We start from the raw sequence: 26,715 nt of genomic DNA, 5'->3' as shown, positions 1-26,715 counted from the left end.
TATTAACCAGAAACTAGCAGAAAACAAAATTGTATTTGACTGTATTGCAACTTGCACTATGTCAATTACCTTAGAGCATTTCTGCACCAAAACTGGAAAATCTATCTTTATTGATGGTAAACCGTTGACAGAAACGATTGAACATTGTCTTGCAGAATATTTTGCACCTTCTTCCACATTTAAATTAGGCGCCGTCTACCAAGGCTTAACGAAAGAAGCAGACCTACAAAAGTTTTCAAAACAAGGATTAAGCCTTGAGTTTGCTGCTGATGACCGCTTCTATTTCATGGATGAAGCATTGCGAGAAAAAGTATTCGACCAACCACACTTCGGCGCCGCTTATGGCAGCAACATGTTTACTCCGTGTAAAAGTTTCAGTGAGCGTCAAAATCTAAGGGTGTTGTTAGTTGATGCTAGCACTGGCGCCAACGGTGGAGTAATGCCGAACTCAGAAGCAATTAAATTTGTGGGTGATGGTGATGGCAAAATTGATGCTCAGTTACATCAAAGTTTAGGTAACGAGCCAGAAACTCCTTTTCAAACTAGGTTTGGTATTAAGGAACGACGCGCGGGACTTGACCCAAACAATGATTCTCAATCAATAAATCAAACATGGCAAGTAGGTAAAGGTACATTCGCCCCGCGCAATTTAAGTAATGTTGGGAATGGCTACGACCTAATTATTTCAACCGACCAACTTAAGGGAAGAGTGGGAGAGCGGGGGAGTGGGAGAGTGGGGGAGTGGGAGAGCGCGGAAGTAGGGAAGTGCAGAAAATCAGTCTTAACTTCTTCTAATTCCCCCCCTCTCCCTTTCTCCCCCTCCCCCACTCCTCCTCAACCTGGTGAATACTTGATGACGATGGGTATTGGGAATAAAACCGATGCGTACTATGGAATCACATCAACAGGCGCCCAATTTTGGAATTTATTTCCAGAAGGGGTAAAAGGTGATGTACTACCACGACTAGAAAGGCGCCTGGAAGAATTATCCCAGATGGCAAGTGACCCTAGAAAGATTGCTGCTGATTATATTGAATTGATGGATGATAAACACAAACACCAGATAAAAAAGGAAACTGAACAGGAAGATTTTATTGATTTTGACAGTTTGAATTTACAGGGTTTAGAAAAACTTATTGATGATGCTTTTGGCGCCAGCGACCAAGATATAATTTATCGCGTTCTCAAAGCCGATTTACAAGGACACTGCCAGTTACTAGAGCATCCCAAAATTGTAGATAAACTAGCTGAACATTGGCGCCAACAATATATGGATTGTGCAACAGGTAGATTCATCAAGTTTGACTCAGCAATGGCACAAACTTGTCACGACCTAGAGCCAAATGAAGTTTGCTATCCGAACAAACCTGATGGCACCGAATTAATCGTTTATCGCAGTCCGGTTGCCAACTCGAACACCGTAGATGTTTACATCAACCGCCATCTACCAAACGAACCAAACGATATCGGCACAATTAAGATGGCGCCGCAGGGACTCAAGCATTCGCTGTCAGATTGTGATGGCGACCGGATGGCGATAGCGCTTGCGAGTGACTTTCCCCACACAACAGCAGAGATTAAAGAAAAACAACTGAGTCATAAACGTTATGCTGAAATCGTCAAACCCGATAAAAAAGCTTATACAGGCTCTTTTGAGCAAATCGCTTTAGACGCGATGGAAAATAAAGTTGGCTTAGTTGCCAATTTATGCATGAAAAGCATCGCGCTTGAAAATGAATGTGTATCAATTCCAAATGCAGACGCTTGGTCGTTGATGAAAGATATTTCTTGCGCTGCGGCGAAGATGTTATTGGCAGAGTCTAATCAATATAAGCCTGTTCAATACCCTGATAGTATTAAAAAACAAATTAAACATATAGCACAGTTCTGTGTAGAAAATCATAAAAATAAAATTAATATTGCTGAAACTCAGACGCTTGAAGAATATAACGAAAGTCGAGATAAGAAGAATTTACCTTCACTGTCATCAGAAGATGTAAATAAATTTTTAGAAAAATGCAAGCAGTTTTATCACGATTTAGTTGGTGTACTGGGAGGGCAGCTACAAATTGAGGTGGACAGGGGAAAAAGCGCCAACCGTTCTGACCCAGAGATTGTAAACGCTTGTTCTTCCATTATCAAAACCTTTGACGTGGCGCCTTGGGTAGAAGAAAGGAAGGTTGATGATGTATACACAACTAGAGGTATAAAACTCAACGGTCACGGCGCCATCGATATTATGTCTGCATTAACGAACGAGGCATTTACAGAAAATACCCTCCAAGCGCGCTCTACACAACAATTTCAAGATTTATTCAAGCAAGTTACATTTACCTCATCTCAAAGAGAGAACGCTCTACAAATCAAGAAAACCTACGACACATTGATAAATCGGGCAATCGAAATTGGTCGTGAAGTCGAACAGGCGCCGGGACCAAGAATCATTGCAACTAGTCCAAAAGGCAACCAACTAGAAATACTAGGCTTGGCAGAATTTAAACATCCTAACGCTTTCGATAACAGAAAACTCGATATACTAATCGTTGAAAATAATGACCCTTCTGGCAAAGGCGCCCGAAACAAGTGGATAGCACTTGCCCCAGTTTTTGGCGCTGATGGTAAGCCAGAACTGAAGCTTGATAAACAACAGAAATACAAGCGCTTAGGCTATATCTCTCAAGAAAGCGCTAAAAATTATCCAGAAATTACAAAACAGGAATTCAAAGAACTGACAGCAGAAATTGTACCAGGTATAACACAAAGCCAAGTTCGAGCCGCTTTCAAGCAAGTGCGGGAGTTTGCGGACACCACAGCACAAAGTATTCCTGACTCTGATAAAGAAGCACTAGCAACCGCGATGTGGCAAGTTTCAACAGCAAGTAAAGAAGATACAGAAAGGGGTTTTAAGAAAACATCAGCAGTTTTCGCAATTTTTGGAGAGGAGTTAGTAGAACGATTACACTCTCTACAGTTCACAGATTTTGCAGTTGTAGGAACCCACAAACCATGTAACGAGCATTTAGGACGCTCCTGGGGTGGTGAAAAAGTCGGATGCAGCATCGAAAAGGGGCCTGACCCAGCCAACCCTGAAATGTCGAAGCGTTGGCTAGTTGTCGAAGATAAAAAGCTGGGAGTATTTCGCAGCGAATCAGCCCAATTACCTATCGGAACTTCATTTGAAGCAGAAATTACCTCACCCAAAAGCGCTGCAGTTATCATCACCAGCACCCAAGGTAATCAGTTGAAAGTAGGGCAGTTAAAAAAGTACGCTTTTGCTGACCGAGAATGGAAAGGGGAACAAGGTACTATAACAATTAACTGTTCTCAAAACTCTAACGCAGCTAAACCGATTGCTTTAGTTGATGGCAAACCGTTGGGAGTCATTGATTCAGAATCATTTGCGGCCTTAAGCGAGAAGTTACGCGCGCATGGTAAGCAAGTTCAAGGTTTTCAATTTAAAGCAACTCTCGAATCGGCGCCTGCCACAGTAGCTAACATCAAGGTAAACGCCGAAACTATCAAATACCCTGAAATCTGGACGAGTGAACAGGCGCCTGTAAAAAACAAACAACCAACCCTGTTGGAATTTCTTAAACCACTTCTTAAAGAGGAGTACAAGCAAAAAAATCATCAAGCGCTTCTACATGATGATGAGGCATCGTTAAAAGCAGTGCCAATTAACAGTGACTTATTACAAACCCTGATACCAGATAATCTAGAAACCTTAAAACAGCTATCTCAAGAAATCAACAAAAAACTTGGCACAGAAAGTTTTATCGCCATTGCTCAGAAAGGGACTGAGAAAGAACTTTACTTTTGCTCCCATCTGAATAGTACGCACTCTAACCAAGCTGACACAACTCAGATTACCGACACTCTCAACTTTCCCTTAGAATACGACCAGTTACAAAACTCTAAAAGGACAAAGTTTATTGCCGTTCCTCTAGATGAACTGCTTCTAAACATCTTTAAAGCTGAACAACAGATGCAACTTCATCGCAACCAAGCTACGGCTGCTAAATCTAATATTGCCACAGAGAAGCAAAACCCGAAAGCTAATAAAACAAATCAGCAACAGTTAGATAAAGCAGCAAGTTCCCGTAACCCTCACTCTGGAGAAGTAGTTGGTGTAAGGCGCCCCAATTGGGAACAAAATTTAATTAATGCGAGCTTCGCTGCAATTAAAGATAACCCTGTCAATAAAGATGAAGTTCTGCAAACAGGTATAATTGATTCTAAGTATGTGGCTATTTATCATGCTCAGAAACAAACTTTATCAATCGTAAATGATAACCAAGAAGTAATTTATAAAGCTGCCAAGAACCAGGAAGCATCCATTAATAAGCTCACCACAGAAGAACAGCAGTATTGGCAAAACACGTCAAAATCAGCAAAACAACAAAAATTGAAAGAAGTTGGTAAAGATTTAAGTTGATAATAATTATAGTAAATTTTAACTATAGAGTCTATTAACAGGTGTTCGCAACCTACAATATCAAAACAGCAACGCTTGACCTTATATTATTCATTGGATTAGGCATTAACAATAGTTCGATTATAAACTTAAGTGAGGTAACTAAGCAAATCATTAGTGTTTGAACCATGAGCAATTTCAACATGATTGTAACCTTGTCCACCACAAGATATTTTCCAATTACAAAGGGTTAAATCGGCTGACGTGGCAAGAGCAATTATAAAGTTTGTGTCATTAGGTTTAGTAACACAGTAACCGCTTTCAATATAAAGTTTATGGTCAACAACTTCTATTTGCGTGTAAATCCAACAGTTGTGCTTACTAAGCATCATTTTATAAGCATTTTTGTCTAAGTAGCTTTCATAAAGTGAATAGTCTTTATAAAGGTTCGGGTTATAAAAATCTTGATTGCGAACAAATTCAGAGGGTAGATATTCACGAACTTTATTTGATAAACGTTGAGCATCATCTGGGTCAAAAGTCGCTGTGAAAAAAGAATCTGGACCTCCCCCTTCCTTTGTTATTTGCCACGTCCAATCCCTATAATTCTTATGCTTACTCATTTTGATTAATATTTTGTTGTTTGAGACACAAGTCTAACACATGTAATTTTTAGGGTATTTATTTAATTGGAAGCCCCTAAATCGGGAGCGTAAGTTCTGCAATACTCAAGGAAATCATCATTGGCTTGATTCCATTTTTCAGTAGCATCTCTTTGTTGCTGCTTGACCTTTGATGATGCTTTATTCAATTCTGTCTCACTGGGATTGCCAGGTAAAGAGGCAATCTCATTTGCTCTGTCACGAAAAGTTTGACTTAAAGTATTACTTGATTCGATGTATTTTTTTTGCAACACTTGGGATTTTGCCTCTTGAAATTTTAAATTGCTAGTAGAACGACCTATTTTGTCTTGGAGATTGGCAATCGCATTTATACCTTTCACCATAGATTCTTTTGTCTTGACCTGAGTCTTGGGTATATCACTAGGTATTTTAGCCATCTTTACTACTACTTGCCAATACTTTTGACAATCAGCAGCTTGCCCCGCATTGTTACAACCGTTTAAACAGATAAGACTGATAATTACAGAAGCTTTAATTGAGTAATATATAACTTTACGCATTCAGGTAATTGACTTTAGGAATTGATTTATATTTGGATACGTTTATTGTTCCCAAAAATTAAGATGCTAAATCTGAAGTCTACATAAATAATCTTTTTATTTTACTTTCAAGATAAACCAGGGATTGCTGAAAGTATTCATTTAGTCCTTTATACCTTTTTAACTACAAAATATTCATCTACTCCTTTGTATGTTGGGCAAGTTAGTTTTATGCAGCCATTATTAACAGTAACGGCGCCAGCTTTCTCTTCAGCGTACAAAATTATTATTGTGACAGAATAAGGCGCCTTCCAATGGCGCCATTTTAGAACGGCTCACGCCGGCATCGAGCATGAAACCAATTTGGTTAAACATGTATGATTCAACAAATTAGCTGCGAGCAAGCTTTTGTAACCAATCTCGAAAAATTTCTGGGTAAAGCCGATAAATTTGTCAAGAGTTACTATGCCCTTGTAAGTGAGCTTCTTGATGTTAAAGAAATAATGTGCGAAGTGCGCCTTCTTGCAACAGATGTGGATTTGGAGCAATTGGAGATTGAGTACCAGATGTATTGTGACAAGAAAGATTTGATGGCTGACTGCGATGACTCAGCTTGGTGGTAAACTCAGGCAATTGTACGAACGCTAACACTATTGGGCTTACGCACAGTACAAAAATGTAGATAATGGAGTTTGAATATGCCTACTAAGCAAAAATCTGCTATGCCGTCTTTCCAACAAATCGACGGTTCAATTTTGGGTGAATACGCTGTTGTTGATTATCAAGTGCGTGTGTACTCAAAAGTCTACTACGCTATCCGTGAGCTTTCTGGACTGGTTGCCAAGCGTTCTTTAAAAGAATTGTTTGATTGGAACGAATTCAAAGAGCGCTTTACTAATGATTTTGGTAAAGTTCAAGAAAAGCGCTATTCTCTAGAACAATTGCTTGAATATGCTAGCCGTAAATTTGGTAAAACTTTGGACGAACTAATCGCACAAAATCAAATATCATGGCAGCGCAGGCAGCAATACGCAGAACGCACAAATATCACCCATCAGTCAGAAATAATTGATGAGACTAATTGTTTCTAAGCTATTGTCGTTGTATTTGTGCTGATTATCCTCCAGATAAAGATTATGCTGGGGGATATTCATTAAAACTTAATACTTGTATACTGAAGTATTAATATCTCTCCATTCCAACACTTCAATATTTGTAAATACTCTGGTGATAAACAAAGCTTTATCGCCCTTTTTGCTGTCAATTGACGTTTTTCAATCGCTTCACACTTTTAACTCATTAAAATCATCCCTCAATATATGTTAGAAAATAGCTACCTTGTTTGGGAAGGGGCATCTTTAATAGATGCTTCCCCTATATTTCTAGTACTAACTGGTTTTGTTTACCCTACGCCAAACCGCAGGACTGGAAGATTACTACAATCATGGATTTTGCAACAAGAATTTCTTCCTACATATGCAGCCAAGCAAGGATTCGACACCGGTATCTGTGGCACATGTACGCTGAAAATGAGCCAAACTGGAAGTTGCTACGTTCAACTTGGCTACCTTAATAACATCTACCGTAAATACATAGCAGGAACCTACCCAAAATTCGGCGCCAAAGAGATAGGTATCATAGAACGGTATCGCTACCCAATTAGAATTGGTTCTTATGGAGACCCGACAGCAGTACCATTTGATGTGTGGGAACCAATCATTTTAGCATCGAACAAGTGGACAGGTTATTCTCATTTTTGGTCTCACTGCGATGAGCGGTGGAAGAAATATTTAATGGCATCAGTACAAACCTCTTCAGAAGCAAAACAAGCTCAACATCAAGGTTGGAGAACTTTTAGAATTATAGCTCCCGATGCACCTTTGAGTAATAATGAGATTCTTTGCCGCAATGCAGAAGATGACAGAACAAGATGTGAAGATTGTTTTTTATGTGACGGTAGTTCATCTAAACCAAATATTGCTGATAGAGTTCACGGTTTAAACTGGAAAGTTTCAAATTTTGTTAAATATGTGAATCAACATTAATGTACACAAGAGAATATTTAACGGGGCAGGAAAATTTTCCTGAATCGTTATTTTTTTATTCGGCGCCAGCAATTATCTTAGTACAAACACTGTATATTGCCAGTGACAAAATTATAACACACGCGTCAGAAAAATAACATGATTATGCATTGGTAGTGGCGCCGTGGGTTGAAGCGCGTTCCACTTCATCAAAGCTGGTTGAATAAAAGCTTTTTAAAATTTGTGTAATTTCAAAGCATATTTTTAGGCTCACGCCGGAATTAAAATTGCACACTTTTGTACTTTAATTACACAGAAATATGGACATTATCACAATAAAATTTGCTCATTTTTGCGCTCAAGCTCCAAAATACACATTCAACTCGCGCGTTGCCATGAAAAGTAATTGTGAACCAAGTAAGTGGGCTATCGGTAGAGTTACAGGATTGCGTCTTGATGATGATAACATATGGAATTACACGATAGTTTTCGATTACCCACTGGGTTATTGTGATGAACTTCCAGAATCTGAGTTAGCAGGCGAGGAAGAATTCCTATGTTTGAACTAACGCTTTGGAAAATGTTGGTACAAGCAGTATCCAGAGGTTGTCACAAAATGTGACAACCTTGCTGCAATTAAATTATACCAAGTCTGTTCTAACATCGGCGCCATATTATAAACACCCAAATGCTTGATTATTTAAGCACACACAAATCAAGTATTAGGGAAGCAATTATCTGTCACTAATAGCAGGCGCCGCTCAAATAGTTTTTTTTCATTTTGCAGGCTCACGCCTTGAAGAGTTGTGAAACAAATGCAGCGAGGAAAATAGTATGTTTATATCGTGCCGAACAGAAGATGGAAAAGCACATTCACTTCAAATCAATTCGCTTTCAAGTTTCTCTGAGTTTCTAAATTGCTATTCGATTAACAACTACGACTTACAAATCAACCAAGTCAAATACCATTTGCAGAAAACAGGGAAATGTGGAAAGCGGGATTACCCTAAAATTACTCTACAAAAAGATGGTTTTGCTCTCCCCACTGAACTTACTCTAACTCAAGTCTCTGACCTTGAATATTTCCTACTAGAGCATATTGGTAATATTTACTACCTGGAAATAGATAGCAGTGTTTACCAAATGTCGAGATAAACGTGTATAAAAATGGCGCCTAACAGCAGGGGAATGAACGCACAATAATCATTCCCTCTTTTACAAATGTTCACACTTCATGTAAAAACAGAAAATTGTATGGCAATTGTTTTATCGCAACCTCAATTTCAGGTGTTAACTCATCTACATACTGGAGTAATTAGCGGAAGAATTTACTTTCCTGCTTTATTTTTAGCTGAGTTTTATTCCTATGTTATTCAATGGTTACAGCGACAAGAAATATCATTTGACGAAAAAGACCTTAAAAGTTACTCGGATGGGTCTTTCCGTGTATATTTTAAAGCACAACAATCTCCAGAAACCGAATTCCTTGCCTTGATTGCAATGATTGAAGAATCTATCTCTGCTTAATTACAACGATAGAAGACAATTGTACGCCCTTACGGGCATTTTACTGATGACACAAAGCGCACTCTAAAATCGCGCGATTTTTTAGAGAAATAGAAAATGCAAAACTTTCAAGACTGCCTAACAATTATTATTGTTGTTTTGTTCAATTTAGCCACAGCAATGATAGCGCTGGATTTATCTATAACTTTAGTACAACTGTGGAATCGTATAGCTGATACAGACAGTTGTTTACTTGAAGTTAATAACGTTAACACATTTCGGCATGAAGGAATTAATGATACCATGTTATCTCCGAATGCTCCAGTTGATTGCATAACCAAAACTATTAGAGATGAAGTAGATGTAGAATCACTCGCACTTCTGATACAGAAGTTACCACAAAAGCGCGCTCGTACTGCTGCAAGGCGTATGGGAATTTCAGATAAAGTCAATGGTAAATATCAGAAGTTAGGGATTTTGCGAATGAAGCTACAAGAAGCGTTAAAATCTCAACCACAAAAAGTAAAAGAGGTTATACATCAGATTTGTTAATTTTGATAAATCCAAGGGCAGCAACTACACAGTTTTGAATTTGCTGCCTTTAATCCAACAAACAAGTAAACTTATAATTATATTTTTTACGCAATGATTCATTTGCTTTGATTTACACAAGATTTGATAGTTTCTAAAACTGACTGAGAAAGACTTTCTAATTCATACCCACCCTCTAAACCAAACAAAACCTTTGGTGTAATTTCCAAACAGTATTGTGTGAGTGTAGCATAGTCTTTAGGCTGTAAATTAATTTTAGACAGTAAATCTGCTTGATTTGCATCGTACCCAGCACTGACAATGAGCAAATCTGGTGAGAAGTTATGGAAAAAGGGAAGAACTTTGGTTTCAAACAATTGATAATAATTTTCTATAGTGCTACCAGGAGCAATTGGGAGATTTAAAACGTTGTGAAATTTTCCCTGCTCTTCTATTTTCCCCGTATGCGGATAACCGGGGGATTGATGAATCGAGCAGAAGGCAATGTTAGGGTAATTTTCTACGGTCGCTTGGGTTCCATTACCATGATGAACATCCCAATCCAAAATACCAACGCGCTTTATATTTCCAATAGCCAATGCGTAAATAGCTGCAATGGCTGGATTACAAAAAATGCAGAACCCCATGCCTTCATCTCGGAGTGCATGATGTCCTGGCGGTCTAGCTAGAACAAAGGCTGGTTTCCCTTGTGCCCAAACTTGATCTACTCCATCTAACCAGGCAGTTACGGCAAGACAAGCCACCTCAAAACTGTTTGGAAAAATCTGGGTTGACTCAAAACAGCCCCAACCTCTAATAGAATAAGCGCGAACCAAGTCGATGTAGGTATTGGAATGAACTTGTTCTATTGCCTTTATTGCATCTCGTGAGGAAGATGGTTCTATCCATTCGATTTCATCGGCAACAGTTGAGGCTTTTAATTTATTTACAATTACAGTTAATCGTTCTGGTTGTTCGGGATGCATGTAGCCAGTTTCATGCAGCAGGAATCGATTTGAGTAGATGATGGGAATCATTGAGTCACAAGAATTTTCGTTATAACCAAAAATTATTAATTTGTTTAACCAATATATTAGTTACTACCGAAAGCCAACACTACTGTAAATTTACTTGAATTAGGCGCCATTTATATTTTGACTTACTTGAAAACACAGTTGTCTTAAACTCAAAGTGTGTTCAGGCGCCTTTCCTTATCTCAAAATAACAATATTCAAGTAACGTTGCTCAAAAAGCTTATACTCATCGAACGGCAAGAGTTGCCGTTCGGCAATTTAGACTTATTTCGCACTTGGTAGTTACATTTATTACAATTCCAAAGTTTCAAGTACTGATTCAAACCATCTCAGGTGTTGCACTGTTTTATCACGTCCTTTCGCTGTGTTTAACGTCATTTGGGAATATGGTTTACCTTTTTCAGTTGGAAGATAATCGGGATTGCCTTCTGGGTTACGCACTTGAAAACCCTCTTCAGTCAGAAATTTATTAACCCGTTGTGGCGACCAAACCTCACCAGTGTGTTCTGTAAGTATCTCACCTAACTGCCTCGGCGCCAGCAATTTATTTTCTACAGGAATAGCAAGCATTGACTTTGCTTCTTCAGCTTCTTGCTGTAAGTGAGGATATCTTTTAGCTATTGCGTTTAGTTTGGCGCCTGCGACTAATTTTGGCTCCAACCCAGCTTTACCAAGTGTTAAATCAAGCAAAGTTGAAATTTCTTCTAAGGATGGTGTAGGGAGTATTTGTAGAGGCGCCGTTTCTTGCTCCCAACCCTTGATTTTTTGCATCCAACTACGAATGCCGATGGTCATAAATGCTTGACAAACTAACCTCGCCTGCTCTGTGCAGTATCTTCCTGCATTATATGCATAGTATGTAAAGATAACTGAAATTGCAAGGTCAGGAATTTTAGATTGGCGCCAATCATTTAGGTCGGCAGGGCTAAATCCAAAACCCATAAGCATTTGAGCTAATTTTGTCGGCTTTTGGTCGGCAGTATATATCAGGGCTTTTCTAATTGATTCATCATCCACACCTGCAAGCCTAGCAGTCGCACGAATACTACCTTTCCCCTTGCCTTGAGCATCAATTTCAATTTCAGATTCTATCTGCTTAATAACATCATCTAAATTTTTTTGCGTCATAATCTTGAGCATTCATATTCAAAACATTTCTAACTTTCACGCACAAGCTGGTTAATTCTAATTTGACAGTCAGGCGATTAACACTCAAATTTAAATTTCGAGTGTAATCGCTGTTTCATACAAAAAGGTTGTAAATTTAACTAATTCTAATTTACTATCCCATAACGTAGAGCGTTGACTGCTGCTTGGGTACGGTCGTCAGCGCATAGTTTGTTGAGAATATTGCGTACATGAGATTTTACCGTTCCAACTGTGATGTAAAGCTCTTCGCTAATTTTTGCGTTGGTAAAACCGGAGGCAATCAAACGTAATACTTCTAATTCTCTCTCGGTTAGAGGGTACATCTGAAGAAATTCTAAATCCTCATCGTTGTTTGATGCTGGAGAAATAAATTTACTGGCGCCATAAAATCCTCTGTCCAGCAAGCTTGGATTTTGTTGCAATATGCTTCGAGAAACTGTTGAATCAATCCAAGTGTTGCCGTTGTATGTGACATGGAGGGCTTCGAGCAGATTATCGTATTTGATATCTTTCATACAGTAAGAGTCAGCACCAGCAGCAAATGCAGCTAATACAGCTTGCTTATCGTCATTTAGTGTCAAAATTAATACTTTGGTTTGAAAATTTAGTCCTTTTGCAATTAATTTGATTTCTCTTGTCAGTTCAATACCATCCTTGTCGGGCAGACCAATATCTACAATTGTGATATCTGGTTTCGACGACTTAAAGAGTGTTAACCCGTCTCTAGCATTGACTGCTTCCCCCACAAATTGAATGTCTTGGTTTTGCTGTAGTGTTGTGCGAATCCCGACGCGCGTTAAATCGTTGTCTTCGATGACAATTACACTGATTTTACTCATGGTTCACAATTCCATGCAATATTCCCTAACACTTACGTGTACTGATAATAACTATCGAATCCGAAAAAAAAGTTCAATTTTTGGAAATTCAAAGTAAAGCAATAAAGCCAATTAATGCAACAAATATTTTCAACTCGTCCGAAACTGTAACCAGAGGGCAAATGCCAATAGCAACAAGCGCTAAAATTATAGCGTTGAGCGGTAACGGCATCAATAAAATTAGCGACAAAGCGAATAAACTGATAGAAATTAACCAGGCGCAGGTAACTTGTATCGCTGTGAGTATGTCCATGAAATTGTTTGGCTTGTTCATAAATAAATCCTTTTGCTTACATTTCATTAAATTATGTCTCAATTAATAGTTAAGGCGCCTTGACTCGTAACAAACAGTAATCAGATATTCGCTTTTGACCTCGTTCTCTAGCAACTAACGAGTTTTGGGCAGAAGCTTTAGTGCAATAGAGATTGGTTAAACTTTCAGAGTTCCAAATAGAAATATTGCGCGCGAGTTTACCTTGAGAACTATTTGCCCAGCTTAATGTTTCTGTCTCCGAAACAGTTAGTAATCTTGGTTTGAGGGGAGCATAACCACCAGCTAACCATACAGGAACGGATAAACCTGCTAAAACACCAAATCCAGTTGCTGCTACTATTAACCCAAGCGCAGGTAGCATTACTTTTAATCGTGATTGCTGCTTTGACTCTGCTTTTTTAATCAGTCTTTGAACACAGGCGCCGATTTCTACTTCTAAACCCTTTAAAGAAATACGTTTTTGTTCCTCCATAGCTTGCTTTGTTTTTTCCAAGTGGTCATATAAGGCAGTAGACCACCGTTCAAATAATCCTTCTAACTCGTTGGGTTTGTCCTCTAGTAATACTTGAAGCTGACCAGTTGCTAGCATGACTAGAAATAAAGGGTCACTCGTGGAAAGTCCGTGTTCAACTGTAATTGCCAGTACTCGTCTTTGAAAATCTGCGTCTTTACCTTCGAGTAAGCGATTTAAGAAACTTTCATTTTTGGCTTGCCGTAAGGTATGCACCATAATTAATCCATTGTAAGCTGGTCAACAGCGGGGTTTTGAGTGTTTAACTCAACAGGCGCCTCTTGTTGTTGCAACATGAACATAAATTGTCGTGCATCAACTTCCTTTAATTTGTCGAGGACTTCCCCTTCCATTGTGGCACTGAGAATAGTATGTCCATCTTCTGTTGAGAGCAATACAAAGTAATCTTCTTCAACGTGAATCGTCACTGTTGCTTCATCAGTTAATATAAACTCGCTTGTGTTGTGTTGCTGGTAATCTTCTAATACTTTCTCAATTAAGGCATCTTGAATTTCTGATAACTCAACTTTTTGCATTTCTTCTATTAACACAGATTCCTGGGGCAAGGTAACAATAGTTACTGCTGACTCTTGTGTATGTAAGCCAGATTCTTCAAATTCTTTCAATTCAAGAGGAGACAAACGCAGTAGTAAGTCTCTCAAAATATCCAATTTGTCAATGCTTATATTCTCGTTGTTTGAGAAATTGGTGTAAACTTTTGTTACTGTAGCATCCGAAGATTCATCATTTGAGTCATTGGCGCCGTTGTTAAGTAAAATTGGCTGTTGTAATTCCATACCTAGTTCGCTACGCAATTGTAGAACTTCTTTTACATAGTCAGTACTGAATACACGGTCAAATATCTCACTTTGAGTTGTGTACCGTAAACTCGGTTCTAAACTTTTATAAGACGATAAAGACCATTGCCCATCAGTATTTATATGACCGCAAACTAAGAACTGTCCTTGAGAATGGCTGAGAAACCATTCTTTCTCAATCCCAAGATTTAATAGTTTTGGCTCTTCTGCGGCAAGGATATATAATCGCCCCATGTATTCATGTTTACTTTCGGAAACAACATCGCAGTTAAAAGCCGTATCACTAGAATACAAAGTATGAAAATCGTAATTCATCAGGCGCCTCCTAGTTAGGAATGCTGTTTGATTGCATCTTTTTTCTTGGGCTGTTTGTCTTTTGCCCACAAATGGGTATTTTCAATCGCGCGCTCGGAGTCTTCCAAAAAAGTAGATAGTCTTTGCTGTGACATTATCGGCATGGTTTTCTCAATGTCGGGTGCATCGAACCGAAACTTCTTTGAGTCGATAAAGTATCTGTCTCCTGGGTAAAGTAAGGGAAAGTCTATTATTTGCAGTGTATTTTTGTACTTATTTTTCAATCCCTTATAGGCTGCATCACCGTCTAAAAAGCTCCAATCATCGGTCTTCCCGTGGTTTCTGACGAAAACATGCAGCATTGTGTCCTTGTATAAATTCATCGATTGGTAAAACAAGTCGATAGATTCAAAACCCCCGTCACAAACAAACCACTTGCAAACATCTACACCGTATTTATCGGCGACTTCTAATAACCGTCCCTTTTTTATCCAGTTTTGAACAAGGGGGAATACGTTGGCAGGAAGGTTGACGATAACTGGTTTGTTCCGGGCTAATTCAAAAATTATGTCGGCTTTGTTTCCTTTATTTAAGGCTTCGCTAAACTCAGCATCAACAGCAGTGGGGTAAAATCGCTTCACATCCTGGTTCGTCATATCAGCATCTACCAAAGAATGTTCTAATTTTTTGTCGATAGCGTACTGCACCATGACGCGCGCGAACAGTGACTTCCCTACTCCTCCTTTCTCACCATCGATTAAATGAATTCTCGCCATATTTAATTTGTCTCCAATTAAAACGTCTCGCTATCTGTCGTAATACCTGCCAAATTCCACTCAGTAAGCTCAAAATTATTGAACTCCTCTTGGGCTGTACTATTTTCATCAAAAACTTGGGCGCCTTCTCTGGAAATGGGAAATACCTTACATAAAACTCTACCAATGCGCCAGCTATCAACATTAAGTGCAGCACATAAATAACTAAGTTGACTGGCAAAGGCGTTTGCAGAATCTAGAAGTAGCAATTCCAAATATTCCTTTGAGTGATTACCTTCACATAGAAGCGCTATAGGCATATAGTACGCAGTCAAAGCAGCATTTATCATCGCAGTCGTATCTTGGCTTGGGTGCAAATCTCGATTTTGTATGTAAGCGAACATCTTTGCTTTATCTGAATGGAGCGGCGGTTGATGGCGCCATGTAAAATCTTTCTTTTTACTCATTATTTCTGTTCCTCGCTCCCCTTATCTCCCACTCCTCTAACACCTGTCTTGACTTTTAAACCGTGATATACAGACAACGCCCACACGTCAGCAAGACGATTTCCCAACCATTGTTCGTCAAGGCTTGCTGGAACTTTCACACCACCATGCCACATTACTGATGTTGCTGGAAACACTGCATCTAGTTCTTGGCGCAGGTAATCGGCAGTACCCCCACAGATTATTACCTCGTCTAATTCGTTTTTGGATGGTAAAACCTCTTTCAACCAGGCAGTAAGGGCAGTCGCATACTCATCCCTAGAAGAATAAACCGCAGCAACAGTTTTTTCAATTTCCTGCTCTCGAACGTTGTTACCACAAATATATTTAAAGTGACCTAGCTTTGGTTCCCTACCAGCAGCAATAATTGCTTCGATTAACCGTTCTTCTTCAAGTCCGGAAGTACGCTCCATAACTAAATCAACCATCTTCGCCATGCCCAAGTTCACGCTTTTACCCCGGTTTAAAATTCCGCGCCGAGATATTAGTACCGAGGCATTGCGATAGCCTAACATAACTATTGCAACAACTTTACGTCTGATTGCTTCGCCGATATTTTTGCAGTACATCGCATAAATACCACCACCTTCGGGAAAGCATTCGTAACCAACTAACTTGCAATTCAAAGTTCCAGTCGGCGTATCAAAATAGGCTAAAGCATCCTTGAGCATTGGTTTGAGTAACGCTGAATCTTCAAACTCTCCTGGTGGCAGTAATAAAGCCAGTGAAATTTGCAGCGTATCAGATAACTTAAATTTTTGCTTTATCATCCACACAGCAGCCAGCGTCTTATATAGTGCCAGTTCATATTTTCGCGGTCTGAGTCCTTGCGTTGCACTATATACGCTTTTAGCTAAGTACCCAACTGCTCGATAATCTTCACCCACTCCTACCCAAGCTGTGTTTTCTGGATAAGCATTACCCAAATTACGAGTTTGGAAAGTCAAAGAAGTGCGACTGGCTTCAATTACAGCAGCTTCCATCCAAAATGCAGTTGGCTTGGCGCCTGTTACCTGTACAATCCCTTTAGTTCCGCTTCCACCAAAATCGAGTGTTAATGTAATTTCGGGAAAAGCATTTTTATTGAGTCTGCCCATAAGCTATTTGTATTTTCGGCATCTACCTCAAGTTATCAAGTCGGAACCGAAAAGAAATATATCAATAGTGATTTAAATTAATATCACTATTGACGTAATCATTGAAGAGTGAATTGGTATGGGTAAGGCGCCTGTTGTGCAGCAAATAACTTGATGATTTAACTACCATTACCCTACTGTGCGTCTTGGTATACTTGCCCAAAGGCGCCGTGTTTTTATATGGAGCAAGCAATGGTAATATCCGTATTTATCTCTGCGTAGAATAATGGTAGCAGAACTCAACTAGACCCAATTAATGGAATTAGCCTTTGTAGGATAGACCAGAGATTTTGTAGCTTATCTTTGTATGTGTTGATGTGACAGGTAAATTATGAAAGTTGAAGAATTTTTGGAAAGGTACGAGAAAGGAGAAAGAAGCTTTGCTGGAACCCTTAACTTCATTGAAGTTGGTTTAGATTTTACTTATATGGATTTAAGCGGAGCCAACTTGAGCGGAGTTAATTTAGAAGGAGCTATTTTAGAGGGTACTAATCTAGACAACACCAATCTCAGCAAGGCTAATCTCAAAGGAGCATACATGGAAGGGACTGAAATGAATGAAGCTATCCTTGACGGTGCTAATTTAAGTGGAGCTAGAGGTGGTCAAGCCAACTTCAACAATACTTCCTTTATTAATGCAAACTTGAGCAAAGCCGAAATGTACCAATGCGATTTTAATAGCTCTAATTTCAGCAACGCTATTCTCAGGGGCGCCTTTGTAAACCACTCTTTTTTTGATGGTGCTAACTTTACTAATGCCGATTTGCTAGATATTGAAGGCTTTTATAACATTAGTAAGGCTATTTTTAGTAACACCATTATGTCTGATGGAAGTATTTGGTATCAAAGTATTGGTTACTAAACAAAAGTGTAGTTCTATTTTTGATTAGGCACGTCTAAATTTTTATGAAAAAGTTTATTTCAACGCTAATATGCTTACTTTGGCTTTTAACTTCTGATGCAGTGAGTGCAGGAGGGTCAAGTTGGGAGTATCAAGTTGTTAAGTTCAAGAAAACATCTCCTACATCAGCAGAATTCTTTTTACGCCACACAAGGCAAAAACATAACTATCCTAGAAAACAGTGTAAAGAGATTTTGGTACGCGCTCAATATCGTCCTGAAGCATTTTGGCGAAAAACATGGAGTAGATTTGTTTCTGAAAAAACACAAAATCAAGCTCTTCTTCTACTCGAAGAAGCATTTCAAAAGAAAAAGCCCACTCTTTTTGGTGAGATGGCTATTGGTTTAAAGAAAGTAAATGGTAAATCTTGCGTTTTTGAGAGTCGAGGACTTAATATTCTTTATGAACATATAAGTAAACAAAATGTAGTATATTCCTATTACGACCCTATTTAGTCTCATTAGGCAGAGTATCCAGTCAAATATTTTGATGTAAGTAGCCATAACTACTTACATTGACTTTATAGTACCCATCGTTGAGCAATAGTTAAAATACAACTATCTCCGATTAAAATATATGGTGCAAAGGCTGTATTTGAGTTACCATCATCAACAAGAGAGTAAAAAGTAATTTGATGATTAGAATTAGGAAATAATCTTTGTATGATTGTATCAAAGAAAGCGTCAAAATTTAACTTATTCCTCAAATAAGAATTTATCCATTTTTCAAATGCATCTTGACTAAGGCATTCTGCTCGACGATAAATAGCTAATTCATCCCAATAATCTGTATCTAGTATATTTCCTACCTCTGGATAAAGAGATTTACCAAACTCGCACAAATTGACAACATCACGGGTGCGAATATAGCCTTTATCAAAACTACGATATCCCCTACGTTTTGCAAATACTTTTAAATCACCTAGTCCACTATCCCAAGATTGATATTGGCTATTCAGGTTATCTACAAAATTACGAATAACTTCGTATGTACTTGGTTCTTGACAGAAATTCGGGAACAAGCACATTGTTCCTAAAAAAACTGCCTTATCAAAATACACTTCGCCTATCTTCCCAAATTGGTCTACACAATGCCTAAGTTTATCCATAAATAAAAATCACTTTTTTAACTGGTTAAGTAACACTATCGCCATGCTTAAGAATTGTACCAGTTACAAAGTAGAGTAGATAAGTGGATTTAAATGGACTAATAAAAATACTTATAAGTGTAATATTAGTTACATGATTCATGTTAATCGACAGGCACCTGCATTTAAAACACGGTGCCGATTATCTGAAATACATACTTTGCATCTGAGAAAATTCGCAGGATATGAGGCACCAATGATGTTAGCTGCTGCTATACAGTATCTTAAGTAATTTTAGTGATGAACAACTGAGGCAACTTGCCTGCAATAAAAAATAAACCTGCTGTACATAATCCTAAACTTAATCGCACATCAATACGTTTGAACATAAAGATTATGGCAATCATAATAATCATCAACGGTGCAAAGGTCGAAAGCATATATTAGTACTAGTATGAATTTTTAGTTAGTTAGCTGTTGAATTAAGCGGCGCCGAGACCGTGAAGCTGTTTTTCGGTTAAACACATTGCAATTCCTTTTTCGTAGTAAGCTGCTTCATTGATGAAAACAGGATAAACAGTTGCTTTCCCTGAGTAGGTAATAGTTTGTCCATCAAAAGTTAAAAACATCGGGGCGCCATGATTGAGGGGTTGATAATCTCTAAATTGAAGCTGCGGATGAATCATAGCTTGCAACTCTCCCGTCTGATTTTTTGGATAGTCAATCATCTCCACGCATTGATAGAGTGTCAATGTTGAAGAAATTTCGTTGGTTTGACCTTGGTTATAAGCATCCAAATAATCAAGAATCGTGTAAATAAGTTTTTCTGTTTGCTCAAATAACGTTGCATTCAAAACACCTTGAGCAATTGAACCAACCTCAATTGTGCAGCCGAGTTGACAGATTGACCTGAGAAAAGGACTTTCTTGTCCAGTCTGTTGCCAAGAATAAACATGTACAAGTGGATTTATAGAACATAGATACGCAGCTAGCCTCATATTAAACGGACTTTTGTCAACTGGGATAATGGTTAACTCCATGTTGGCAGTTGTGCTATGTAAGTCAATGATGAAATCAACGTTGGAGTTTCCTTCTGGTCTCAATATTTTCTCAATAGCTTGAGCAAGATTTTCTTCTAAGGCAGTTGGATTAGGATTACTCAACTTCTCTTTATTGAAACAACGATTCAAATCACAATCTATATATCGTCGTCCGAGTGCAAATGCTTTGGGATTGGCTAACAGAGTCAAGGTTTCAAAGCTCGACCGTTTAATTAAATTTGGGAATTGTTCAAACTTTTTCACCAAATAGGCGCCTGTAAATTCGTTTCCATGCGTACCACCAACGATTGCAACCTGCTGAATTGGGTTTACGGTCATAGAGGATATTTCTCCCTTTACAAAATATTCATTGTTTATTTAGCTGGATAGAAAGTAAATACTTTGCTTTGTTAGTTTAAATATAAATAAGCTATGACTATATGTAAAATACTTATTTCAACGACCAACTATACTTAAAAGGTATAGTTGACTAACCTTGACATGGAACTAAGGCATCTGCGTTATTTTATTGCTGTTGCTGAAGAATTAAACTTTAGCCGCGCCGCTACACGCTTGCATATGGCTCAACCTCCTTTAAGCAAACAGATTCAAGATTTAGAAGAAGAGTTAGGCGTACAAATGTTTGTTGACCGTAGAAGGCGCCCTCTTGAACTAACATCCGCAGGGCAAACATTTTTAGAAGAAGCCCGTTTAGCCATAGCTCAAGCTGAACAAGCCGTAAAATTAGCACAACGGGTTCATCAAGGTAAACTAGGTCGCTTGACTGTTGGGTTTACAAGCTCGATTGCCAATAGTGTGTTACCCGACATCCTACGCTTACAACGTACACACATGAGAGAAGTTCAATTAGTTTGGCGTGAACTTGCAACTTATTTACAAATACAAGCGTTGCGCTCTAATTTACTCGATATTGGCTTTTTTCATCTACCACCCGAAATTGTTGATTATAGTGACTTGAGTTTTACAACAATTTTAGTTGAACCATTAATTCTTGTTCTTCCTGAAACTCACCCACTAGCAGTTTTATCAGAAATACCACTAAAAGCGCTAGCAGAAGAAGAATTTGTTCTGCCAATTCGCCAGCTTGTTCCAAGTTTAGCCGATAAGATGTATTACCTTTGTAGCCAAGCTGGGTTTATCCCAAAAGTTACTCAAGAAGCCATGCTGATGACAACAATTTTAGGGTTAGTAGCAGGTGGCGTTGGAGTTGCATTACTTCCCGCAAATGCCCAAAATCTTCAACGCAAAGGGGTTATTTATAGAAATATTCAAGGAAAAACCGAGACTGTTGAATTGGTTGCTGTTTGGCGCCGTCATAACTCGTCAAATATATTACATCGGTTCCTTGAACTAATTAAAAAATGATATTAACTCACACAGAGGCGCCATGATTGAAAAGTTGATAGTTTAGTTTTGGTCGCCTGTAATGATTTGAATTAATCTAAGGTTGATTGCTTCTAAGCTGTTTAATGCTGCGTTAGTGGTGCGTTTATGCTCTTCATAATTTTCTATATGGCGCTCGAAATTCTGTAAATGACGCTCAAAATTCGCTTGCATAGCTTGGTTAGTATCACGCATTTCTAATAGTACATCATCTAAAATAGCGCTTCTACCAAGTACACGGCTAACATCATTTGTAAGAGATTCTACTTCATATTGAGTAGCGCTTAACTGTTGAGTAGTCGCGTCTATTTGCATTTGTGTACGCTCTATTTGTTCTTGAGTACGTTGTAAATTATTTTCTGTTTGTAATTGTTTTCTAGCTAGTTCGGCAAGAATAGCGTAAACTTCTTGACTGTTACTGTTACCATTGTTAGCGTTAGTCATTGTTAAATACTTTCCTTGATTACAAACATCTCACCGACATTTACTTGAAAATAATCACATATTTTAATTGCTACTTGGCAATCAACACGACTAAAAGTATTTTTAACATAACCGCGTATAGCATTTTCGGTAACTCCTATCTCTCTAGATAACTGAGCTATATTTAACCCTTGCGCGTCCATATATTGTCTTAATTTACAAAACATTACCTTATTCATATCCAATAGGTTTGACATATTAAATAATAGCAGACTACTCGACTATTCGAGTATTAGCATTTATGATTTAATTATACCGCTTACATCAAATACTCTGATAATCGAGTAATAGCATAGTCGAGTAGACATTTACCTATACTCAGTATTGTACTAAAAAGCGACAGGCGCCAGCACCTAAAAACACGGCGCCGCTTACCAAACGTCTAAATCTCAGAAAGTAGTCCGTGAGCGTTATCTCTCAAATCTTGTATATAAGCTCCTAATGCCATCAAGACATTATCCTGTGTACACCTTTCCCCAGAACCAAAAATAGCTTTTAAAGCCTTATCATATTCCCTTGCTGGTAAAACTTTAATTAAAGTTACTTCAAAACCTTCAACGTTTATAATTTTTAAAATTAGTTGTTCCAAGCAAACTAGCTTACCAGCCAATCTCTCTCTAATTGCTACCAAACTGGGTTCAGTACTATTAGCCAAGGCAGTAATACATCGTTTATCACCTGTAGTTAAATAAAATGATTCTTCTTGTTTTGTTGCTGAAATTAGAATCATCTCACGCCTTGTCTAAACCTTCAATTTGTAAATTTCTAAGTTCTTCACTTAGCTGAGGTTGTATATTTTGACATCTTTCTACAATTAAAATTGCGTTTTCACGGACTTCTAACGGATACTTTCTGGATATCCGGCGACTGTTCCGAAATACATACTTAGCATCGGATAAAACTCGTAAGTCTGATTCAACTAAATTTAGGCTGCGTAAAGCCTCTGAGAACAGATTACAAGCAACTAACTTCAGGATAATATCATTATCCAAAAAACAAACTCGCCGCAAACATTACTCCATAATAGCTAACTCTAGGTAATCTTGACTATCCACATCCAGTTTATCTAAATCTAGGTACTGTTGAGCATAAATATTTATATATGAAGGAGCATCAGCATCACCCTCAAGAATTTTGAGAGATTTATTCGCCGTAGCCCAAATAATTCGCTCCTCTTTTGAGGTTGCTACCCGGAAAGCCTTATTCCATGCATTATTTAACACTATGGCCCCAGAGTCAACCCTATCCCTAACAGAAATCCTGCGAGCATAATCAGCCATTTCCTCCCCTGTTAGATAAGCAGGAAAATTATACCCAATATCAGGCTTACCCAATAATAGCTCTACAGCAAATTGATTCGCTTCTACCTCTTCAATATCTGGATTCTCAAGCAAAACCTTTTCGTCTATAAATATAGTGTTACTTGCATGACCTTTGATAATATGCCCTAACTCATGTGCCAATATAAACGCTAACCAAGACCTTGAACATCGATTGAGACTAATTACAATAACTGGACGATGGTCAAAACTTGCCACCATCCCATCAAATTTATCTTGAGACTTAGGATATCTATCGAAATGAACAACAGGAATCCCACAACTCCAACAAAAATGTAGCAATCCTTCCAAATCAACAAATTCTCGGTCTGATAAAATTTTATTACGTACAATAGAAGCTGAATCAGATACTAAGTTAAACTCCGTAGTACAAGCGTAAGCAGCCATTTCAGCAATACGCGCGGCAATGCAGTGTGCAATCAAAAGCTCATTAACTACAACACCTTGCTTTGTTTTGAATCTCGCGATACACGACCGCTTGAAAGTAGGCGCTGCTTGTGGTTCTAATAAAGAATTAATATCAAGATTTAATCGACGTGAAATATAAGCAGCAGCTTCAATTACGGCGCCTTCTGTATCCTCAAATTCCTCATCCCACCAACTAGGAAGCGCTTGTTCTCTAATAAACTTCTCAGGAAGACCAATTGCCTCTAAGCGTTCATACAGTGTTTCCATTTTTATTTGAGTTTGAGAAAGTATCATGGAACACCTCCTTGCTCCCGCTTGCAGGACTTAAAAAGCGCGACTGTAATTGTAACGCCTGCATGGCAATTAACCAATAATAAAGCGTTTATACTATTGTACTATATTTAATCAATTACATTCACGCTCTTTTGCTAAAATCACTTTTTATATAAGGAGTTTAAATAGAATGACTAGCTCAAACAATCAAGACAACAATGATATTTACGCTATATTAACTGAATTGGCACAGAGGCAACTTCAAGCACAAACACAACTCAAGCAAACACAAGCTGAAATACTTGAAACTAATTTAACTGTTCGTGAATTAACTAACGATGTTAACAGGTTTTTAGCTCGTGGCGCCGTGCTTGACAATGTTGTTATGGAATTGCGTGATGCACAAGCAGTAATGCAGATAAATAAAAAGGTGATGCAGCGGAACTTTGAGCAACATCAACGTAATGAAGGAAATGCACTCCTGCACTACTAGTGCTGCCGTTGCTAGTCTAAAAGCTATATTAATTCAATTTATCATGCGGGACGAACAAGGTTAAGTGCAGTTGGGAGTACAAATAGTACAAATGCTAGTGCCAAATTTATTTGTGAGTTAGGATAAGTCCTGAAGTTAATTTATAACAATTTGTAACTCGCCAATCGCGTGCAGTTTATCTGATGATATGGTGTTATCATGTGCTAGCACTTGGTCACACTTGCTGAGAAATACGCTTTTTTGCTACGAGCGTTTAAGATGATTGAGTAGTAGCCAAATTACTATAAATGCCATCTAATAACCCACAAGTGTCAATTCGGTTAACCCCTGATGAATACAGTTATCTTCAGGGGTTAGCAGAGAGGAACTTTGTAACATTGCCTCAGTTTGTCAAGATTTTGGTCAAACGGGCAATTGCAGAGGATAAAAACAAACAAGGTCAGCAAGCATCGTAAAGGAGTACAACTGAAAAATAGGTTTGTATAAATAATGACCGCAGGGCGCAACGAAAGTAGTAGATATGACCCAAGAGAAAATGTTTCTCGACATGCAGTAAGCCATCCTAACTTATGTCGTCAAATGGCATCTAGATATGATTGGACGTTACTACGGGTAGAACCAACAGATACCAGAATACTGGAATTTGATTGTGTTTTTGAGGGTAAAACTGAATTCCCAAGTTATTTTCAGGAGAATGATGACGATGAGTAAGTATATTATCTTTAAAGCCGAAAACGCATCGACTGAACAATGGAAAAAAATGATATTAGCCCATACTGGGGCATGTACTGACATTCTTGCAGAGCATTATGACTCATCAAAACGTCCATTGCCTCAACCAGGTTATCGGTTGAAAGAATATCATCGCATAGAGCAGTTTGTTGACCCCAAATTTCCTGGCGCCAGTACTCACAGCAGGGTAGGGGACTGGGAAGTTAGCAGGGTTGAAGAATACGTTCCAGATTTACCAGTTGCTGAATTTGAAACTATTGTTATTTGTTACTGCCGATACGCCCCTATTACCAGCCCATTAGAACCGCTACCAGAAATTCAGGTTTCTCAACAGTTGCAAGAAGCATAACTAAAACCAAGGTTGGTGTAGCGTTCGTGTTAACGGTGCCGCTACACCCAAAATAGGCAACAATAATTTGGCTTTATTGACCAAATACACCAATACCGTAGTAACAAGCACTCGTATTGCAACTAGCCATATCTACCCGAACTCGATATGTTCCGCTACGGGTAGGATTTATACTTATGGTTGGAATATCATCATTTTGTAAATCAGAAGCAATGAGATTTCCACGGCTATCATAAAGTGCAATATCTAAATCTCGACAATCTCTATCGCATACTCCAACTATGCCGTATGATGTGCCCGCGCGGAGATTTACAGTAATATAATCGGAACGACCGTGAGTGAGTAAATCGATAGAAGGTTCGTGAGTTAAAGTATAACCGCCTAAACCAGAAGCAATTGCTGCTTTTGCTAGCTGTTCACCAACTTCATAAATATATTGGCTATTATCAGCACGAACTGGAGTGGGTGTAAGGAAACAGGTCGCAGAAATAGCAGCCAGTACTCCGAATAGTTTAGTTTTCTGTGTTTTATTTAACATGGGTGTTTGTTGAATTCGATAATTTCATCAAACACTGCTGCTATTTGAGTACAAGCTGGAGATAGGATTGAGTTAATTTAGTTACATTCAGGACTTACGCAAAGAAACCTGGTTTCTACGACAAATCGTCATTTTTATTAGATGCTATCAACGAAGAAACCAGGTTTCTAGGTTTTCATGCGTAAGTCCTGATTGACTTTTGTGGAAGTACGATGACAATGGTAAATTGCGATATCTGGTAGTTCTTGAGCTAATTTTTGTGCAGCTGCCAAATCACGTTGTGCTTTTTTCAGCCAAAATTGCACTAGTGTACGTTTTGCCTTGTCCATAAAGTAATTTACCCTGTTCTATAATTTTTTTGGTTAAAGAAGCTGGGACTGTTTTGAATGTTTCTACATCGCTTCTGGTTTTAACCTTTTTCTGAAGTAAACTATTTTTAGCAGCATTATTGGATACGTATATTGTAGATGCACCCTGATAATGACGGCGCCAACTATCCAAAATTAATGACACAAACCGCTCTAAGAGGATGTTTAAAAAGTCAGATAGGGTATAAATTGTCATTCTGAGTGGAGTTTTACGGAACGTAAACGGAGTTTTCCCGGAGGGTAGAATCTAGGGTTTGAAACTATACACTGGGATGCTTCGTGCCTCAGCATGACATTCACAGACACT

36 protein-coding genes are annotated in these 26,715 nt (G+C 38.4%); 15 read left to right on the top strand and 21 right to left on the bottom strand.

Annotated features, from left to right (window positions below; translation table 11 throughout):
• Positions 1–58: 58 nt before the first annotated feature.
• Entirely contained in the window at positions 59–4,435 is a 4,377-nt protein-coding gene (locus DSM106972_RS24325; protein WP_127083129.1) for a hypothetical protein, read from the top strand.
• Positions 4,436–4,563: 128 nt separating this feature from the next.
• On the opposite strand, the gene DSM106972_RS24320 is transcribed toward DSM106972_RS24325, so the two are convergent.
• Together DSM106972_RS24320 and DSM106972_RS24315 are read right to left on the bottom strand one after the other, a co-directional pair.
• A complete protein-coding gene (locus tag DSM106972_RS24320) occupies positions 4,564–5,037 on the bottom strand; it encodes a hypothetical protein (protein WP_127083128.1) in 474 nt (157 codons plus the stop codon).
• Between the two features lie 62 nt (positions 5,038–5,099).
• A complete protein-coding gene (locus DSM106972_RS24315; protein ID WP_127083127.1) occupies positions 5,100–5,597 on the bottom strand; it encodes a hypothetical protein in 498 nt (165 codons plus the stop codon).
• Positions 5,598–5,953: 356 nt separating this feature from the next.
• Here DSM106972_RS24315 and DSM106972_RS24310 point away from each other — a divergent pair, with 356 nt between their 5' ends.
• From DSM106972_RS24310 to DSM106972_RS24280, 7 genes are all read left to right on the top strand, one after another.
• Positions 5,954–6,199, top strand: coding sequence for a Pb-reticulocyte-binding protein (locus DSM106972_RS24310; protein WP_127083126.1), 246 nt, complete (start codon positions 5,954–5,956; stop codon positions 6,197–6,199).
• Positions 6,200–6,274: 75 nt separating this feature from the next.
• Complete coding sequence (locus DSM106972_RS24305) at positions 6,275–6,667, top strand: hypothetical protein (protein ID WP_127083125.1); 393 nt, start codon at positions 6,275–6,277, stop codon at positions 6,665–6,667.
• A gap of 228 nt (positions 6,668–6,895) precedes the next feature.
• The gene (locus DSM106972_RS24300) at positions 6,896–7,621 is read left to right on the top strand and encodes a hypothetical protein (RefSeq protein ID WP_127083124.1); all 726 of its coding nucleotides are present in this window, start codon (positions 6,896–6,898) and stop codon (positions 7,619–7,621) included.
• Positions 7,622–7,920: 299 nt separating this feature from the next.
• Positions 7,921–8,169: a hypothetical protein gene (locus DSM106972_RS24295; protein WP_127083123.1), complete on the top strand. Its 249-nt coding sequence runs from the start codon at positions 7,921–7,923 to the stop codon at positions 8,167–8,169.
• Positions 8,170–8,434: 265 nt separating this feature from the next.
• Positions 8,435–8,755 carry a hypothetical protein gene (locus DSM106972_RS24290; protein WP_127083122.1) on the top strand — a complete coding sequence of 107 codons (321 nt, stop codon included), beginning with the start codon at positions 8,435–8,437 and terminating at the stop codon, positions 8,753–8,755.
• 99 nt (positions 8,756–8,854) lie between these two features.
• Positions 8,855–9,127 (top strand): hypothetical protein, encoded by a 273-nt coding sequence (locus tag DSM106972_RS24285; protein WP_127083121.1) that lies wholly within the window; start codon positions 8,855–8,857, stop codon positions 9,125–9,127.
• A gap of 96 nt (positions 9,128–9,223) precedes the next feature.
• Positions 9,224–9,658, top strand: coding sequence for an aminoglycoside phosphotransferase (locus tag DSM106972_RS24280; RefSeq protein WP_127083120.1), 435 nt, complete (start codon positions 9,224–9,226; stop codon positions 9,656–9,658).
• 98 nt (positions 9,659–9,756) lie between these two features.
• Here DSM106972_RS24280 and DSM106972_RS24275 read toward each other — a convergent pair whose 3' ends face one another.
• The 9 genes from DSM106972_RS24275 to DSM106972_RS24235 all read right to left on the bottom strand — a co-directional run bounded on the left by DSM106972_RS24275 (position 9,757) and on the right by DSM106972_RS24235 (position 16,953).
• Complete coding sequence (locus DSM106972_RS24275; protein WP_127083119.1) at positions 9,757–10,674, bottom strand: histone deacetylase family protein; 918 nt, start codon at positions 10,672–10,674, stop codon at positions 9,757–9,759.
• A gap of 288 nt (positions 10,675–10,962) precedes the next feature.
• Positions 10,963–11,799 (bottom strand): hypothetical protein, encoded by an 837-nt coding sequence (locus DSM106972_RS24270; protein WP_127083118.1) that lies wholly within the window; start codon positions 11,797–11,799, stop codon positions 10,963–10,965.
• A gap of 146 nt (positions 11,800–11,945) precedes the next feature.
• Positions 11,946–12,659: a response regulator transcription factor gene (locus tag DSM106972_RS24265; RefSeq protein ID WP_127083117.1), complete on the bottom strand. Its 714-nt coding sequence runs from the start codon at positions 12,657–12,659 to the stop codon at positions 11,946–11,948.
• Positions 12,660–12,747: 88 nt separating this feature from the next.
• Positions 12,748–12,972, bottom strand: coding sequence for a hypothetical protein (locus tag DSM106972_RS24260; RefSeq protein WP_127083116.1), 225 nt, complete (start codon positions 12,970–12,972; stop codon positions 12,748–12,750).
• Between the two features lie 49 nt (positions 12,973–13,021).
• A complete protein-coding gene (locus DSM106972_RS24255) occupies positions 13,022–13,702 on the bottom strand; it encodes a DUF6753 family protein (protein ID WP_127083115.1) in 681 nt (226 codons plus the stop codon).
• Positions 13,703–13,704: 2 nt separating this feature from the next.
• Positions 13,705–14,616, bottom strand: coding sequence for a hypothetical protein (locus DSM106972_RS24250; protein ID WP_127083114.1), 912 nt, complete (start codon positions 14,614–14,616; stop codon positions 13,705–13,707).
• 14 nt (positions 14,617–14,630) lie between these two features.
• Entirely contained in the window at positions 14,631–15,371 is a 741-nt protein-coding gene (locus DSM106972_RS24245; RefSeq protein WP_127083113.1) for a P-loop NTPase family protein, read from the bottom strand.
• A 17-nt stretch (positions 15,372–15,388) separates the two neighbouring features.
• Positions 15,389–15,817: a hypothetical protein gene (locus DSM106972_RS24240; protein ID WP_233787513.1), complete on the bottom strand. Its 429-nt coding sequence runs from the start codon at positions 15,815–15,817 to the stop codon at positions 15,389–15,391.
• The gene (locus DSM106972_RS24235) at positions 15,817–16,953 is read right to left on the bottom strand and encodes a ParM/StbA family protein (protein WP_127083112.1); all 1,137 of its coding nucleotides are present in this window, start codon (positions 16,951–16,953) and stop codon (positions 15,817–15,819) included. The genes DSM106972_RS24240 and DSM106972_RS24235 overlap by 1 nt, the downstream gene beginning before the upstream one ends.
• A 370-nt stretch (positions 16,954–17,323) precedes the next feature.
• Here DSM106972_RS24235 and DSM106972_RS24230 point away from each other — a divergent pair, with 370 nt between their 5' ends.
• A complete protein-coding gene (locus DSM106972_RS24230) occupies positions 17,324–17,854 on the top strand; it encodes a pentapeptide repeat-containing protein (RefSeq protein WP_127083111.1) in 531 nt (176 codons plus the stop codon).
• A gap of 44 nt (positions 17,855–17,898) precedes the next feature.
• The gene (locus DSM106972_RS24225) at positions 17,899–18,348 is read left to right on the top strand and encodes a hypothetical protein (protein ID WP_127083110.1); all 450 of its coding nucleotides are present in this window, start codon (positions 17,899–17,901) and stop codon (positions 18,346–18,348) included.
• Positions 18,349–18,413: 65 nt separating this feature from the next.
• Here DSM106972_RS24225 and DSM106972_RS24220 read toward each other — a convergent pair whose 3' ends face one another.
• The 3 genes from DSM106972_RS24220 to DSM106972_RS24210 all read right to left on the bottom strand — a co-directional run bounded on the left by DSM106972_RS24220 (position 18,414) and on the right by DSM106972_RS24210 (position 20,359).
• Positions 18,414–19,001: a hypothetical protein gene (locus DSM106972_RS24220; protein WP_127083109.1), complete on the bottom strand. Its 588-nt coding sequence runs from the start codon at positions 18,999–19,001 to the stop codon at positions 18,414–18,416.
• Between the two features lie 263 nt (positions 19,002–19,264).
• Positions 19,265–19,420: a hypothetical protein gene (locus tag DSM106972_RS24215; protein WP_233787515.1), complete on the bottom strand. Its 156-nt coding sequence runs from the start codon at positions 19,418–19,420 to the stop codon at positions 19,265–19,267.
• A gap of 42 nt (positions 19,421–19,462) precedes the next feature.
• Positions 19,463–20,359 carry an aspartoacylase gene (locus DSM106972_RS24210; protein ID WP_127083108.1) on the bottom strand — a complete coding sequence of 299 codons (897 nt, stop codon included), beginning with the start codon at positions 20,357–20,359 and terminating at the stop codon, positions 19,463–19,465.
• Positions 20,360–20,506: 147 nt separating this feature from the next.
• Here DSM106972_RS24210 and DSM106972_RS24205 point away from each other — a divergent pair, with 147 nt between their 5' ends.
• Positions 20,507–21,406: a LysR substrate-binding domain-containing protein gene (locus DSM106972_RS24205; RefSeq protein WP_233787910.1), complete on the top strand. Its 900-nt coding sequence runs from the start codon at positions 20,507–20,509 to the stop codon at positions 21,404–21,406.
• Between the two features lie 42 nt (positions 21,407–21,448).
• Here DSM106972_RS24205 and DSM106972_RS24200 read toward each other — a convergent pair whose 3' ends face one another.
• The 5 genes from DSM106972_RS24200 to DSM106972_RS24185 all read right to left on the bottom strand — a co-directional run bounded on the left by DSM106972_RS24200 (position 21,449) and on the right by DSM106972_RS24185 (position 23,949).
• Positions 21,449–21,868 carry a hypothetical protein gene (locus tag DSM106972_RS24200; protein WP_127083107.1) on the bottom strand — a complete coding sequence of 140 codons (420 nt, stop codon included), beginning with the start codon at positions 21,866–21,868 and terminating at the stop codon, positions 21,449–21,451.
• Positions 21,869–21,870: 2 nt separating this feature from the next.
• On the bottom strand, positions 21,871–22,104 hold the full coding sequence (locus tag DSM106972_RS24195) for a helix-turn-helix domain-containing protein (RefSeq protein ID WP_233787517.1): 234 nt from the start codon (positions 22,102–22,104) through the stop codon (positions 21,871–21,873).
• A 185-nt stretch (positions 22,105–22,289) separates the two neighbouring features.
• Entirely contained in the window at positions 22,290–22,637 is a 348-nt protein-coding gene (locus tag DSM106972_RS53770; protein ID WP_233787519.1) for a hypothetical protein, read from the bottom strand.
• A 1-nt stretch (position 22,638) separates the two neighbouring features.
• Positions 22,639–22,899, bottom strand: coding sequence for a hypothetical protein (locus DSM106972_RS53765; RefSeq protein WP_233787521.1), 261 nt, complete (start codon positions 22,897–22,899; stop codon positions 22,639–22,641).
• A 21-nt stretch (positions 22,900–22,920) separates the two neighbouring features.
• Positions 22,921–23,949: an ImmA/IrrE family metallo-endopeptidase gene (locus DSM106972_RS24185; protein WP_127083106.1), complete on the bottom strand. Its 1,029-nt coding sequence runs from the start codon at positions 23,947–23,949 to the stop codon at positions 22,921–22,923.
• Positions 23,950–24,118: 169 nt separating this feature from the next.
• Between DSM106972_RS24185 and DSM106972_RS24180 the strand changes: the two genes are divergently transcribed.
• From DSM106972_RS24180 to DSM106972_RS24170, 4 genes are all read left to right on the top strand, one after another.
• Positions 24,119–24,421, top strand: coding sequence for a hypothetical protein (locus DSM106972_RS24180; RefSeq protein WP_127083105.1), 303 nt, complete (start codon positions 24,119–24,121; stop codon positions 24,419–24,421).
• 287 nt (positions 24,422–24,708) lie between these two features.
• A complete protein-coding gene (locus DSM106972_RS52240) occupies positions 24,709–24,876 on the top strand; it encodes a hypothetical protein (protein WP_170213597.1) in 168 nt (55 codons plus the stop codon).
• A gap of 34 nt (positions 24,877–24,910) precedes the next feature.
• Positions 24,911–25,132 (top strand): hypothetical protein, encoded by a 222-nt coding sequence (locus tag DSM106972_RS24175; protein ID WP_127083104.1) that lies wholly within the window; start codon positions 24,911–24,913, stop codon positions 25,130–25,132.
• Positions 25,125–25,502: a hypothetical protein gene (locus DSM106972_RS24170; RefSeq protein ID WP_127083103.1), complete on the top strand. Its 378-nt coding sequence runs from the start codon at positions 25,125–25,127 to the stop codon at positions 25,500–25,502. The genes DSM106972_RS24175 and DSM106972_RS24170 overlap by 8 nt, the downstream gene beginning before the upstream one ends.
• Positions 25,503–25,575: 73 nt before the next feature.
• Here DSM106972_RS24170 and DSM106972_RS24165 read toward each other — a convergent pair whose 3' ends face one another.
• Positions 25,576–26,040: a PPC domain-containing protein gene (locus DSM106972_RS24165; RefSeq protein ID WP_127083102.1), complete on the bottom strand. Its 465-nt coding sequence runs from the start codon at positions 26,038–26,040 to the stop codon at positions 25,576–25,578.
• 273 nt (positions 26,041–26,313) lie between these two features.
• Positions 26,314–26,604, bottom strand: coding sequence for a hypothetical protein (locus DSM106972_RS53760; RefSeq protein WP_233787909.1), 291 nt, complete (start codon positions 26,602–26,604; stop codon positions 26,314–26,316).
• Between the last annotated feature and the right edge of the window lie 111 nt (positions 26,605–26,715).

This window comes from Dulcicalothrix desertica PCC 7102 (assembly GCF_003991905.1).
Taxonomy (GTDB): Bacteria; Cyanobacteriota; Cyanobacteriia; order Cyanobacteriales; family Nostocaceae; genus Dulcicalothrix; species Dulcicalothrix desertica.
The sequence above is the reverse complement of the archived record's forward strand: the minus strand, read 5'-3'. Positions and strand labels throughout refer to the sequence as shown.

Coding starts and splice junctions, on each gene's coding strand:
- DSM106972_RS24240 (WP_233787513.1), bottom strand. CDS start 15,817: ATGAGTAAAAAGAAAGATTTTACATGGCGCCATCAACCGCCGCTCCAT.
- DSM106972_RS24230 (WP_127083111.1), top strand. CDS start 17,324: ATGAAAGTTGAAGAATTTTTGGAAAGGTACGAGAAAGGAGAAAGAAGC.
- DSM106972_RS24220 (WP_127083109.1), bottom strand. CDS start 19,001: ATGGATAAACTTAGGCATTGTGTAGACCAATTTGGGAAGATAGGCGAA.
- DSM106972_RS24320 (WP_127083128.1), bottom strand. CDS start 5,037: ATGAGTAAGCATAAGAATTATAGGGATTGGACGTGGCAAATAACAAAG.
- DSM106972_RS24305 (WP_127083125.1), top strand. CDS start 6,275: ATGCCTACTAAGCAAAAATCTGCTATGCCGTCTTTCCAACAAATCGAC.
- DSM106972_RS24210 (WP_127083108.1), bottom strand. CDS start 20,359: ATGACCGTAAACCCAATTCAGCAGGTTGCAATCGTTGGTGGTACGCAT.
- DSM106972_RS24315 (WP_127083127.1), bottom strand. CDS start 5,597: ATGCGTAAAGTTATATATTACTCAATTAAAGCTTCTGTAATTATCAGT.
- DSM106972_RS24195 (WP_233787517.1), bottom strand. CDS start 22,104: ATGTCAAACCTATTGGATATGAATAAGGTAATGTTTTGTAAATTAAGA.
- DSM106972_RS24285 (WP_127083121.1), top strand. CDS start 8,855: ATGGCAATTGTTTTATCGCAACCTCAATTTCAGGTGTTAACTCATCTA.
- DSM106972_RS24200 (WP_127083107.1), bottom strand. CDS start 21,868: ATGACTAACGCTAACAATGGTAACAGTAACAGTCAAGAAGTTTACGCT.
- DSM106972_RS24170 (WP_127083103.1), top strand. CDS start 25,125: ATGAGTAAGTATATTATCTTTAAAGCCGAAAACGCATCGACTGAACAA.
- DSM106972_RS24300 (WP_127083124.1), top strand. CDS start 6,896: ATGTTAGAAAATAGCTACCTTGTTTGGGAAGGGGCATCTTTAATAGAT.
- DSM106972_RS24180 (WP_127083105.1), top strand. CDS start 24,119: ATGACTAGCTCAAACAATCAAGACAACAATGATATTTACGCTATATTA.
- DSM106972_RS24275 (WP_127083119.1), bottom strand. CDS start 10,674: ATGATTCCCATCATCTACTCAAATCGATTCCTGCTGCATGAAACTGGC.
- DSM106972_RS53760 (WP_233787909.1), bottom strand. CDS start 26,604: ATGACAATTTATACCCTATCTGACTTTTTAAACATCCTCTTAGAGCGG.
- DSM106972_RS24310 (WP_127083126.1), top strand. CDS start 5,954: ATGATTCAACAAATTAGCTGCGAGCAAGCTTTTGTAACCAATCTCGAA.
- DSM106972_RS24245 (WP_127083113.1), bottom strand. CDS start 15,371: ATGGCGAGAATTCATTTAATCGATGGTGAGAAAGGAGGAGTAGGGAAG.
- DSM106972_RS24325 (WP_127083129.1), top strand. CDS start 59: ATGTCAATTACCTTAGAGCATTTCTGCACCAAAACTGGAAAATCTATC.
- DSM106972_RS24215 (WP_233787515.1), bottom strand. CDS start 19,420: ATGCTTTCGACCTTTGCACCGTTGATGATTATTATGATTGCCATAATC.
- DSM106972_RS24235 (WP_127083112.1), bottom strand. CDS start 16,953: ATGGGCAGACTCAATAAAAATGCTTTTCCCGAAATTACATTAACACTC.
- DSM106972_RS24255 (WP_127083115.1), bottom strand. CDS start 13,702: ATGGTGCATACCTTACGGCAAGCCAAAAATGAAAGTTTCTTAAATCGC.
- DSM106972_RS24280 (WP_127083120.1), top strand. CDS start 9,224: ATGCAAAACTTTCAAGACTGCCTAACAATTATTATTGTTGTTTTGTTC.
- DSM106972_RS24165 (WP_127083102.1), bottom strand. CDS start 26,040: ATGTTAAATAAAACACAGAAAACTAAACTATTCGGAGTACTGGCTGCT.
- DSM106972_RS24225 (WP_127083110.1), top strand. CDS start 17,899: ATGAAAAAGTTTATTTCAACGCTAATATGCTTACTTTGGCTTTTAACT.
- DSM106972_RS24265 (WP_127083117.1), bottom strand. CDS start 12,659: ATGAGTAAAATCAGTGTAATTGTCATCGAAGACAACGATTTAACGCGC.
- DSM106972_RS24185 (WP_127083106.1), bottom strand. CDS start 23,949: ATGATACTTTCTCAAACTCAAATAAAAATGGAAACACTGTATGAACGC.
- DSM106972_RS53770 (WP_233787519.1), bottom strand. CDS start 22,637: ATGATTCTAATTTCAGCAACAAAACAAGAAGAATCATTTTATTTAACT.
- DSM106972_RS52240 (WP_170213597.1), top strand. CDS start 24,709: ATGCCATCTAATAACCCACAAGTGTCAATTCGGTTAACCCCTGATGAA.
- DSM106972_RS24175 (WP_127083104.1), top strand. CDS start 24,911: ATGACCGCAGGGCGCAACGAAAGTAGTAGATATGACCCAAGAGAAAAT.
- DSM106972_RS24270 (WP_127083118.1), bottom strand. CDS start 11,799: ATGACGCAAAAAAATTTAGATGATGTTATTAAGCAGATAGAATCTGAA.
- DSM106972_RS24290 (WP_127083122.1), top strand. CDS start 8,435: ATGTTTATATCGTGCCGAACAGAAGATGGAAAAGCACATTCACTTCAA.
- DSM106972_RS24295 (WP_127083123.1), top strand. CDS start 7,921: ATGGACATTATCACAATAAAATTTGCTCATTTTTGCGCTCAAGCTCCA.
- DSM106972_RS24250 (WP_127083114.1), bottom strand. CDS start 14,616: ATGAATTACGATTTTCATACTTTGTATTCTAGTGATACGGCTTTTAAC.
- DSM106972_RS24260 (WP_127083116.1), bottom strand. CDS start 12,972: ATGAACAAGCCAAACAATTTCATGGACATACTCACAGCGATACAAGTT.